Origin of the sequence: uncultured Campylobacter sp., from assembly GCF_938017705.1 — a bacterium.
In the GTDB taxonomy this organism is placed as follows: domain Bacteria; phylum Campylobacterota; class Campylobacteria; order Campylobacterales; family Campylobacteraceae; genus Campylobacter_B.
On record NZ_CALIIS010000153.1, the window covers coordinates 1 to 10,301 of the forward strand.

The following is a 10,301-nucleotide window of genomic DNA, read 5'->3' on the forward strand; positions in this document are numbered from 1 at the left end:
CTGGGCGCAATCCGCGGAATTCGCCGTATCCGCTTAGGCAGCATCGAGCCCTCGCAGATAGATGCGAGCTTTCGCGAAATTTTATCCGAGCCGTGGCTGGAGCGGCATCTGCACATCGCGCTTCAGCACACTTCGCAAAAGATGCTTAGCATAATGCGTCGCCGAAATTCTGCGCTAAGGGATTTGGAGCTTTTTTGCGAGCTTGCGGAGCGAGGGTTTGCGCTGGGGACGGACTTTATCGTCGCGCATCCGGGCGAGAGCGAAGAGCTTTGGCTCGAAGCGGTAGAAAATTTCAAAAAATTTCCGCTCACGCATCTGCACGCTTTCATCTTTTCGCCGCGGCAAGGGACCGCTTCGGCGTCGCTAAAAGGCCGCATAGACGGCAAAACGGCGAAGGCGCGGCTAAAGATGTTGCAGAACATAACGGCGCTGAATAATTATAAATTTCGTCTTTCGCACAAGGTGCCGCTAAATGTGCTGATCGAGCGGAAAAATGGAGAGTTTTATGAAGGATATGATCAATTTTATGATAAAATTTGGATCAAAAGCGATGAGGATTTGTCGAAAAAATGGATGGAGATAAGAGATTATGAGGTTAAATTTGATGGAAATTTTGCATAAAATCAAAAAAAGCAAGCTAAATATAATTCTGATTTTTTTAGTGCTGCTTATCGTTTTGCTCTCGATCGTTTATTTTAAAGACGATTCGCGATACATCACCGAGCGCGAATTTAGCGAGCTGGTACGAAAAGATCAGATCAAGCGCGCGCATATCGAGGACGGCACGCTAAGCTTCATTTACGACGGCAAACGCTATAAAATTTTAACCGATATCGTTAATTTAAAAGAGCTCTCCAACCACGCTTTGATTACAAAGGAAGAGGATAGCGGAAGCGGCGGTATCAGCGCGATTTTAGTAATTTTTACGTTCGCATTTTTTCTCTTCGTGTATTATTTTGAAACCGTTTTGGCGCGTCGCCGCAGGCTGGACGGCGTAGGCGCTGCGCGTCAAGGCGGCGCAAATGCGGAGCTCGGCGATCTTTCGCCAAGCGTTAGCGACGTGAGATTTAGCGACGTCGCGGGCATCAGCGAGGTAAAGGACGAACTCATAGAGATCGTGGATTTTTTAAAAAATCCCGCAAAATACCGAAATTTCGGCATAAAGCTGCCGAAAGGAATTTTAATGATCGGCGAGCCCGGCGTCGGCAAGACCCTTATCGCAAAAGCCGTAGCGGGCGAGGCGGACGTGCCGTTTTTTTACCAAAGCGGCGCAAGTTTCGCCGAGGTATTTGTGGGCGTCGGTGCCAGGCGGGTTCGCGAGCTATTTGCGAAAGCCAAATCCTGTGCGCCTGCGATTATTTTTATCGACGAGATCGACGCGGTCGGCGGCAAGCGCGGTATAGGGCGCAACGACGAGCGGGAAGCGACGCTAAATCAGCTGCTGACCGAGATGGACGGATTTGAGGAAAATAGCGGCGTGATGGTAATCGGCGCGACCAACAAAATAAATATGATCGACGATGCGCTGCTGCGCTCGGGGCGCTTTGATAGGCGCGTTTTTATCGGGCTTCCGAACTACAAAGACCGCATCGAAATTTTAAAAATTTACCTCGAGGGCAAAAGATGCAGCGCGAATATCAACAAAGTAAGCCGCCTCTGCGTGGGCTTTAGCGGCGCAGGGGTAGCGACGCTGGTAAATGAAGCCGCTATCAACGCTCTTAAGCGCGGCGGCGATACGATAGAGCTTAGCGATTTTGAAAATGTGCGGATGAGGGTCTTTTACGGCGTGCAAAAAAGTAGAATTCTCACCGAATACGAAAAAGAGATCCAGGCGTTCTATCAGGGCGCAAAGGCGCTTAGCGCGTATTGGTATTCGTTTGATTTCGAAAAAATTGAGCTTTTAAACGATAAATTTTTAAACGAGGATTTCGAGATCGAATCCAAAACGCAAATTTTAAATCAAATCAAAGTGCTTTTAAGCGGCATGGCAGCGCTACAGATCCATAAAAACGACGCTTTTTCAAATTCCGCTAGCGACGTAAAGCAGGCTATCGCGCTGGCGCAAAAGATGGTTTTTGAGCTCGCGATGGGCGATAGTTTCACTCCTAGCGCGCAGAGCGTGAATAAAATTTTACAAGATTGCTACGACGAGGTAAGCGAGATAATCCGCACGATGCAGGATAAGCTAAATCAAATTTCAAAGCAAATTTTCGTCTATGAGTTCATCACTTTCGAGGATGTTCAAAAGATCTGCGAATCTGATGGTGTGGAGCAAGAGGGCGTCTCCGCGCAAGAGCAAGATTTGCAAAAGCTGGAAAAAGATAGCGAAAGCTCTGAAGAAAAGCCGCAAGATGGCACACTAAATTTCGATTAAATTTTAAAATTTAAAATTCTAATAAAGGAGAGGAAAATGGTAAAAATAGGTGTTTTAACGATAAGTGATCGCGCCAGCGGTGGCGTTTACGAGGATTTAGGAGGCAAAGAGATAATTGCCGTGATGGATGATTGGCTAACTTGCGAGAAAGAGTATTTTTATGAAATTGTCCCCGATGAGCTAGAGCTGATCAAAGATAAGCTGATTTATCTTTGCGATGAAGCGGGTTGTGATTTGGTGCTAACTACGGGCGGTACGGGTCCTGCTCCACGCGATGTAACGCCTGAAGCGACCGAAGCAGTAAGTGAAAAATTAATGCCGGGCTTTGGTGAGCTGATGCGTGCAGAAAGCCAAAAGATCGTGCCTACGGCAATTTTATCGCGTCAGATAGCGTCGATCCGCAAAAAATCTCTGATTATAAACTTACCGGGTAATCCAAAAGCGATTAAAGAGTGCCTTCTGCCGGTATTTCCTGCCGTGCCGTATTGCATTGATCTAATGGGAGGAAATTACATAACAGCGGATGAAAATAAGATAAAAATATTCCGCCCTAAACGCAAATAATTCGCAAAATTTAGCAGGAATTAAATGATTTATGATATTATTTAGGTGCAAATTTAAGGAAAAATATGAAAATAAATCACAACGATATTTTGGAATTTCATAAATATTTTAGCAAAATCAGCCACAGCAAAGGTCGTATCCGTATCCGCGTAAGTCCCAAAATTAGGGAGTTGCGAGATAGCGTGAGCGAGGAGAGTCTGAAAGCTAAAATAGCTGCAATTCGCGGGATAAAAGAGTATAAATTTAACTCTCTAATCGGCTCGCTGACGATTCATTACGACGAAAATATTTTTCCGATGCACCTTTGGGAGCAGTTTTTAAGCGGCATCAGTTCGCCTGAGCTAGTAGCGCTTGTAAATTCCAATATAGAGGCGATTTCTTGAGCGAAGAAGCATTACGTAGTACTAAAAAATCGCGCAAAATTTTTAATAAATCTCGGAATTTAAATGAGGCACAAATTGCAGATATCGCTCTTTTGCTTGAAAAAGAGGCGCAAATTTTGCAGTTTTATTCGCTGGGTGCAGTTAAATTTCAAGATAAAAAGTTAGGAGAAATTCTATCTTTACGAGCCGAATTACTTGAGCGGGTGCTAGATTTTGCAAATTCTTGTGGGCTTGGTGCTACGCCTCCTGAAAATAGCAGTGAGGCACTGGTTGCAAAAGGTATGAATGAGTTTTTGGCTTCGGCACTTTTGATAGAAAAAAGCTCTATGATGTTTTATGACGATCTAATTAATTCGTGCAAGAACGCGCAATTTAAAGAGCTGCTGTATAAGGCGCAGGCGGTTTCGTATAATGAAATTTTGCCGATTTTAAAGGAATTAAATTATAAATACGAAGCTGATTTAAATTCTTTGAATTTCGCTGATTTATTAAATGAAATTTTAAAAAATCCGCAGGGATTAGAGCGGATATTTCAAAAATACGATTTGCAAAATATCTTAAATAGCGCATTTTCCAATTTAGTTAAAGGAATTTTGCAGAAAAATTAAATTAGGATTGCAAAAATCTAAAAAAGTCGCTATAATATCAAAATCTATGTAAAGTTGATAAAATGACTTTATAATCTTAACACAAGGAGAATGAAATGCCGATCCCATTTCTAGCAGGTTTTGCGCTTGGTTGCGCGGCGGTTTACGCTTATAACAATCGAGATAAAATCAAAGAAGGTGCGAATAAAATCGTGAGCAGTAAAAGCGTCGAGGAGCTGAAAAATAGCGTCAAAGGCGGAGCGGAAAAATTAAGCAAAAAATCAAAAGAAATTTTTGCGGAAGCCAAAGAGGGCTTAGACGATGTCGCCGAGGCGGTAAAAAATAAAAGAAAGTCTGGTAGCAAAAAAGCTGCGACAAGTAGCGCCAGCACTGAAACTAGCACTGCAAAAAAAACTAGAAAAAAACCGGGACCAAAACCTGGATTTAAAAGAACTAAAAAATCCACCGCGAGCGCTAAGACTGGCGCAACACCGGTAGGTGAGACATCCGCAGCATCTACTACTCCGCTTAATATCCCGCAGATCGTAAAAATGGATGATAATTCTTCGGCTAAATTTACGTCCGCAGACGATAAATCAGAAAAATAGAGGCCTAAATGAATAGATCACTTACGACACAGCGTTCGCCGCTGGATCACGTTTTAAGCGGCGCTATAGCGGGGGCGATCGGCGGTTGCGCCGTAGAGCTCGTTAAAGCCAAAGAAGGCAAGAGCAAATCTAAAGCGATTCGCGATGCGCTAGATATAGCGTTAAGCGGCGGTATCATCGGCGGCGGCGCGATTTACAGCGCAAATAAGCTCGTACAAGGCGAGTATCTACGCGCAGCGGCAGGCGTCGCAGTATGCGTAGGTGCGCTCATTGCGGGTAGAAATTTTATTCTTAAGGTAGGCAATGAGTAATCCCTATATCACAAAAAAAGATTTGAAAGAAATTCTAGACGATTACGATTTTGGTGACAACAAATATGCTGGCGGCTCTGCGGGTAGCTTTGCCGGTGACGAAAAGCTCGGCGGTTGGGCTAAATGGATAAACGAGCGGGTAAATTCTGCACCTTTTAATAGCTCTGCTTCCAGCAATAACTCGGATAGTAAAGATTCCGCCGCTCAAAGCTCAAGCGACGTAAATTCTACTCAAAGCTCGCAGAATTCCGCTTTCGGTGGAATTTTTAATTCCTTGGGTGGCAGGCAAAACGCGAACGGCTTATTTGGTAGCAACTCATTTATCACAGGCATCGTCTTAGGTGCTGTAGCGACCTATTTTCTCACCGACGAAAACGCGCAAAAGAAGCTTTTTAAGCTCATCGCAAAGGGCACCGAGATGTTTCAGATGGGCGTTGAAGAGATGAAGGAGCGATTCGAAGACGCCAAGGCAGAGATGCAAGAGTAGTAGATGCAAAATTTTAAAATTTTACATGAGACTAAAACTAGACTACGCATAAAGGTCGCGGGCTTTAAAGGGCTTGATACGAGCGCACTACAAAAAGCAGCTGCGAGGCTTGAAGGCGTAACGGAAGCTAGATTTAACGCTAAAATCGGCTCTTTGATCCTTAGGCTTGACGCTGGTGCGAATAAGGCAGGAATTCTAAAGCAGCTTGCGGCTTTAAATTTAAGCGAGTTAAAATCAATTATCCCCGCTAGCCATAAAAATTTACCGAGCAAAAACGAATTTATCTTAGCGCTTCTTGCGTTGGGCGGAAATTTAATCTTTCGCACTTCGCCTTTAGCGCGCGCATTTAGCATCGTAGCGTGCGTGCCTATCTTAAAAGTGGGGATTAAAGAAAGCTTTCGTCACGGGCTTACTTCAAAGGGCTTAGAGGCTGCTGCTGTTGGGATTTCGCTCGCGCGCGGCGATGTATTTGCTGCAAATAGCACCAACACTATGCTTGCTCTTGGCGAATACATGGAAGAAAGCACCGTTTATAAAAGCGACGATCTGATCCGCGAGCTCGCCCGCCCGGACATCGCCGAGGCGTGGGTCGAGATAGATCAAAACGGCAAAAAGACCGAAGTCAAAATCGCAACTTCTAAGCTAAAGGTAGGCGACATCGTGGTCGTGGGCGCAGGCGACGTCATAGCCGTGGACGGACACGTCGTAAGCGGCGAAGCGATGATAAATCAAGCCAATATGACGGGCGAATCGGTCGCGGTGAAAAAATCTCGCGGCGATAGCGTGTTAAGCGGCACTATCGTGGAGGAGGGCAGGATCCGTATCTGGGCGGAAAACGTCGGTGAAAACACCTCCACGCAGCGCATAAAGCACTACATCACGGCATCTCTTAACGAGCGCTCCAGCATCGGTATGCATACGACCCACCTAGCTGACAAGCTCGTGCCGGTGACCTTCGGGCTCGCGGGCGTATCCTATCTGATAAATCGAAATTTCATGACCGTAGCTTCAGTGCTGCAGGCGGACTACTCGTGCGCGCTTAAGCTGCCTACGCCGGTTGCTTTTAAGTCAAGCATTTCAAAGGCGGGTAAGAACGGGATTTTGATCAAAGGCGCCAAGGCTCTTGAGTCGCTTGCGAGCGCCGACACCTTCGTATTCGATAAGACGGGCACGCTTACGTACGGCAACCTGGAGGTCGCCGAGATCATATCGTTTGACGAGCGCTTCAGCAAAAACGATATTTTAAATTTAACCGCGAGCGCCGAGGAGCATTACTTTCACCCCGTAGCCGAGGCAATCGTGGATGCGGCTAAAAAACACGGCTTTATCCACAAACACCACGACGAGGTGGAATTCGTCGTCGCTCACGGCGTCAAAACAAGCATCGAGGGCAAAAAGCTCATCATCGGCTCGCGCCACTTCCTGGAGGATGATGAGATGATCTCGTTTGCGGCGCATGAGCAGACCATCGATCTTGCAATGCAAAAGGGGCTCGCGCTGCTTTACATCGCATTTGACGGCAGACTTTTGGGGCTCATAGGGCTTAGAGACGAGGTGCGCGCAAACGCTCGCGCCGTCATCGCTAGACTCCGCGAGCTGGGTGCAGAGCAGATCGTCATGCTAAGCGGCGACGTAAAATCAAAAGCCCGTGCCGTAGCCAAAAAGCTCGGCGTAGATCGCTATTATGGCGAGCTGCTGCCTACGCAAAAGACTGAAATTTTAGAGCAATTAAAAGCCGAGGGGCGGAAGGTGGTCTTCGTGGGCGACGGCATAAACGATGCGCCGAGCCTGATGAAGGCGGATATCGGCATCAGCATGCTAAACGGCGCCGAGATCGCCAAGGCTTCCGCGCAGATCGGGCTTTTAAAAAACGATATCGAGGGCGTCGCGCAGGTAAAGGCACTAGCTAACGACACGCTGCGGCTCGTAAATCGAAATTTCAACGCCACCGTGGGGATAAATTCGATCATTTTATTTTTGGCGACCTTCGGCACGCTAAGTCCCGTAGCTACGGCGCTGCTGCATAATGGCACGACGATAGGACTACTACTGAATTCTATCAAAGGGGTAAAATTTGAGCATTGAAGATAAAATTTTGGATCTAAATTTTCAGCGCAAAGCGGCTAAAGTGACGCTGGGAGTGAGTATGGGTATCACGGCTCTAACCGCGCTGAATATGAACTCGCGCATGTCGCAGCTGCATAAAGTTTCGGGTGCAGTGATGCTGGCAAGCGCGATCTGGCACGCTAGCCTTTACGGCTCGCCGTACAGCGAGTTTTTGCAAAATAGAAAAGCAAAGAGCAGGGGCAGAAAGAGATCCGTAGCAAATTTAGCTTTGGAAAATCTGCCGGACGGCAAAAGCGTGTCCGCAAAAAGCGCGCCGGCAAAAAGAAAGCCTCGCGCACGCAAAAGCGCCTAGCGGCATAGTGCGTCGCGGCTTTTGAAAGTGCAAAGATAAAACTCTAAAGCCGCTAAATTTCTTTAGACGCAGCCGCCGAATAAAACGTCGTAAGCGGTGAAATTTACGCCGTTTGCGGCTAAATTTACTATTTTATTAATTATTTATCTATTTATCCATACAATTCCATCAAAATTTTAAGGAAAGACAATGAAATTAGTTTTATTGTTTTCGGTATTGGCTAGTCTTGCTTTGGGGCTTGATTGCAACGCCAAGACTTATTGCTCACAGTTTAGCAGCTGCGAAGAGGCGATGCGGTATTTGCGAGAGTGTGGCAGGGCGCAGGAAGGCGGTACTCAGCACACCGACGGCGACGGCATGCCTGCCGTGCGAAAAACAGCTTTGCGGTCATAACGGTCATAAATTTAGCGGATTTTCTAGTGCGCGCGATGAAAAGAGCGAAGTTTCAAATTTAAAGGGCGCTGCCGACTCATGCGGTGCGGGGAAATTTAATGGTAGCGTTATAGCTATAAAATTTGCTTCATAAGTGCGAAATTTTATCTCGGCGCATCTTTAAATTTATAATATAAAGCGCGCCGTGATCTAATGCCGCCGCGCTCGCTAAATTCGCAACGTTCGATTAAATTTTAATTATAAAAGAGCCGGTAAATTTTACATTTAGCGGCTGTGTCGGTCGCTAGCTACCGAAATTTTAATCTGCAAACGCCTCATAAATCCTTTAAATTTACCCGCCTTTACCTGCCGCAAATTTAAATTTCGCTACAATCGCTTTTTAAAATTTTGCGCCAAGTACGCGCAAGAAGCTAAATTTAAAGGATCAAGATGGATTTTACGATAGACGCCGCGGACGGCGCGGCGCGCGCCTGCACGATCCGTACGGCGCATAGCACGATCCGCACCCCCGTTTTTATGCCGGTCGGCACCGTGGGCGCAGTCAAGGCACTCGATGCGACGGACGTAGAGCGGCTCCTGGGTGCGCAGATCATCCTTGCCAACACCTATCACATGTATCTGCGCCCGGGCTCGCGGGTGGTGGCGGAGTTCGGCGGGTTGCACGGATTTACGAAATTTCCTCGCAGCTTTCTGACTGACAGCGGCGGCTTTCAGGCCTTCAGTCTGCGCGCAAATACCAAAAACGACGAGGGCGGCATAAAATTTAAAAGCCACATCGACGGCAGCATGCATTATTTCACGCCGCGCTCGGTGCTGGATACCCAGTATGAGCTAAACTCCGATATTATGATGATTTTAGACGATTTGGTGGAGCTGCCGCGCGAGCTTGGCGCATTGAGCTTCGATGATAGATCGCGGCTTAAAAAACGGATCGATCTAAGCGTCGCGCGCACGATAAAATGGGCTCGTGAGGCGATAGATTATCACAAGGCCATGAAATCTCGCGGTCTGCACGCGCATCAAAATATCTTCGGTATCATCCAGGGCGGCACCGACCCGCAGGCGCGTAAATTTTGCACCGAAGCGCTGTGCGAGATGAGCTTCGACGGGCTTGCGATCGGAGGACTCAGCGTGGGCGAGAAAAACGAGCTGATGTACGACACGGTAGAAGCCATGATGCCATACGTCGATGCGGCGCGACCGCGCTATTTGATGGGGGTCGGCACGCCCGAGGATCTCGTCGAAAACGTCGCTCGCGGCGTGGATATGTTCGACTGCGTGATGCCTACACGAAATGCGCGCAACGGCACGCTATTTACGAGCTTCGGCAAGATCAGCATCAAAAACGCGGGTTTTATCAGCGATCACGATCCGATCGATCCGCACTGCGACTGCTACACGTGCAAGCGCTTCAGCCGCGGCTACCTAAATCATCTATTTCGAGCGCGCGAGCTTAGCTTTTACCGCCTTGCAAGCATTCACAATCTGCACTATTACCTGCGCCTTGCCGCGGATATGAGAGAGGCGATCATGCACGGGCGGTTTGCGGAGTTTAGGCGGGAATTCTACGCTGCACGAAGCGGGGTGCGAGATTAAATTTCAGCAGGCGAGGGCGTGGAATTTAGCGCGATAGTTAAATTTAGCTGCGGCGGCGAGGTAGAATTTTAATACGGCGCGCGGACGGCTAAATTTAAACGCGACAAAATTTGGGCAGTGAAATTTTAAGAGCTGCGGAGCTAGGAGCTTATAGCGCGAAATTTAAAATTTTAGTGGAGTAGGCTGAGCCGGTTCGGCTTTTTAATGCGAATGCAAAAGAGTAAAATTTTGGCGCTCACGATTAAAATTTATTGAGCCAAATTTTGATTCCGCAGATCTGCTAGCGGAATAGAAATCTAAATTTAAAGGACTAAATTTCGTTACGCGGCAGCTTAAATTTTAGCCTTTTTTATGCGGCGTAAACAGATGAACGAAAATATATAAAACGGCGCGGAGATTGCGAAAATAACGATATGTTTCCACGCCATGGTGTTAAAATCTATACCGGTGCTTTGCGCTATCTGCGCCGGAAGCCCGGCAAACGCGTCCATAACGCCGATCACAACGATAGCGCAGAGCTCCACGGCAAGCGCGATGAGAAATGGTAAGGAGCCCTTGGTCGTGAAGATGAGATACAAA

Annotated in this window: 12 protein-coding genes and 1 pseudogene; 12 read left to right on the forward strand and 1 reads right to left on the reverse strand. The window is 47.2% G+C overall.

All coding sequences use genetic code 11. The features are described from left to right. From Q0605_RS07630 to tgt, 12 genes and pseudogenes are all read left to right on the forward strand, one after another. Nucleotides 1-621: pseudogene (locus tag Q0605_RS07630) on the forward strand (tRNA (N(6)-L-threonylcarbamoyladenosine(37)-C(2))-methylthiotransferase MtaB); the annotation flags it as partial. After that, on the forward strand, nucleotides 590-2,374 hold the full coding sequence (locus tag Q0605_RS07635) for an AAA family ATPase (protein ID WP_298705737.1): 1,785 nt from the start codon (nucleotides 590-592) through the stop codon (nucleotides 2,372-2,374). The pseudogene Q0605_RS07630 and the gene Q0605_RS07635, both read left to right, overlap by 32 nt. 36 nt (nucleotides 2,375-2,410) lie before the next feature. After that, nucleotides 2,411-2,938, forward strand: a complete 528-nt coding sequence (gene mog / locus Q0605_RS07640) for a molybdopterin adenylyltransferase (RefSeq protein ID WP_298705739.1) — start codon at nucleotides 2,411-2,413, stop codon at nucleotides 2,936-2,938. A gap of 65 nt (nucleotides 2,939-3,003) precedes the next feature. Beyond that, the gene (locus Q0605_RS07645; RefSeq protein WP_040304047.1) at nucleotides 3,004-3,321 is read left to right on the forward strand and encodes an HMA2 domain-containing protein; all 318 of its coding nucleotides are present in this window, start codon (nucleotides 3,004-3,006) and stop codon (nucleotides 3,319-3,321) included. Beyond that, nucleotides 3,318-3,929, forward strand: coding sequence for a hypothetical protein (locus tag Q0605_RS07650; protein ID WP_298705743.1), 612 nt, complete (start codon nucleotides 3,318-3,320; stop codon nucleotides 3,927-3,929). The genes Q0605_RS07645 and Q0605_RS07650 overlap by 4 nt, the downstream gene beginning before the upstream one ends. A gap of 95 nt (nucleotides 3,930-4,024) precedes the next feature. Next, nucleotides 4,025-4,516, forward strand: coding sequence for a hypothetical protein (locus Q0605_RS07655; protein WP_298705746.1), 492 nt, complete (start codon nucleotides 4,025-4,027; stop codon nucleotides 4,514-4,516). An 8-nt stretch (nucleotides 4,517-4,524) separates the two neighbouring features. Further along, the gene (locus Q0605_RS07660) at nucleotides 4,525-4,827 is read left to right on the forward strand and encodes a Cys/Met metabolism pyridoxal-phosphate-dependent enzyme (RefSeq protein WP_177386687.1); all 303 of its coding nucleotides are present in this window, start codon (nucleotides 4,525-4,527) and stop codon (nucleotides 4,825-4,827) included. Then, complete coding sequence (locus Q0605_RS07665) at nucleotides 4,820-5,314, forward strand: hypothetical protein (RefSeq protein WP_298705749.1); 495 nt, start codon at nucleotides 4,820-4,822, stop codon at nucleotides 5,312-5,314. The genes Q0605_RS07660 and Q0605_RS07665 overlap by 8 nt, the downstream gene beginning before the upstream one ends. Nucleotides 5,315-5,317: 3 nt before the next feature. Next, nucleotides 5,318-7,399: a heavy metal translocating P-type ATPase gene (locus Q0605_RS07670; protein WP_298705752.1), complete on the forward strand. Its 2,082-nt coding sequence runs from the start codon at nucleotides 5,318-5,320 to the stop codon at nucleotides 7,397-7,399. Continuing rightward, nucleotides 7,389-7,733 carry a hypothetical protein gene (locus tag Q0605_RS07675; RefSeq protein WP_298705755.1) on the forward strand — a complete coding sequence of 115 codons (345 nt, stop codon included), beginning with the start codon at nucleotides 7,389-7,391 and terminating at the stop codon, nucleotides 7,731-7,733. Before Q0605_RS07670 ends, Q0605_RS07675 begins: the two co-directional genes overlap by 11 nt. Nucleotides 7,734-7,922: 189 nt before the next feature. After that, the gene (locus Q0605_RS07680; RefSeq protein WP_298705758.1) at nucleotides 7,923-8,126 is read left to right on the forward strand and encodes a nuclease; all 204 of its coding nucleotides are present in this window, start codon (nucleotides 7,923-7,925) and stop codon (nucleotides 8,124-8,126) included. Between the two features lie 429 nt (nucleotides 8,127-8,555). Beyond that, entirely contained in the window at nucleotides 8,556-9,722 is a 1,167-nt protein-coding gene (gene tgt / locus Q0605_RS07685) for a tRNA guanosine(34) transglycosylase Tgt (protein WP_298705761.1), read from the forward strand. Nucleotides 9,723-10,054: 332 nt separating this feature from the next. Here tgt and Q0605_RS07690 read toward each other — a convergent pair. Then, nucleotides 10,055-10,301 (reverse strand): hypothetical protein (locus Q0605_RS07690; RefSeq protein ID WP_298705765.1); only part of this gene is annotated, 247 nt, incomplete at its 5' end.

Excerpts from the sequence above, each read along its gene's own strand:
- Q0605_RS07635 (WP_298705737.1), top strand. The coding sequence starts at position 590 with ATGAGGTTAAATTTGATGGAAATTTTGCATAAAATCAAAAAAAGCAAG.
- mog (WP_298705739.1), top strand. The coding sequence starts at position 2,411 with ATGGTAAAAATAGGTGTTTTAACGATAAGTGATCGCGCCAGCGGTGGC.
- Q0605_RS07645 (WP_040304047.1), top strand. The coding sequence starts at position 3,004 with ATGAAAATAAATCACAACGATATTTTGGAATTTCATAAATATTTTAGC.
- Q0605_RS07655 (WP_298705746.1), top strand. The coding sequence starts at position 4,025 with ATGCCGATCCCATTTCTAGCAGGTTTTGCGCTTGGTTGCGCGGCGGTT.
- Q0605_RS07660 (WP_177386687.1), top strand. The coding sequence starts at position 4,525 with ATGAATAGATCACTTACGACACAGCGTTCGCCGCTGGATCACGTTTTA.
- Q0605_RS07665 (WP_298705749.1), top strand. The coding sequence starts at position 4,820 with ATGAGTAATCCCTATATCACAAAAAAAGATTTGAAAGAAATTCTAGAC.
- Q0605_RS07670 (WP_298705752.1), top strand. The coding sequence starts at position 5,318 with ATGCAAAATTTTAAAATTTTACATGAGACTAAAACTAGACTACGCATA.
- Q0605_RS07680 (WP_298705758.1), top strand. The coding sequence starts at position 7,923 with ATGAAATTAGTTTTATTGTTTTCGGTATTGGCTAGTCTTGCTTTGGGG.
- tgt (WP_298705761.1), top strand. The coding sequence starts at position 8,556 with ATGGATTTTACGATAGACGCCGCGGACGGCGCGGCGCGCGCCTGCACG.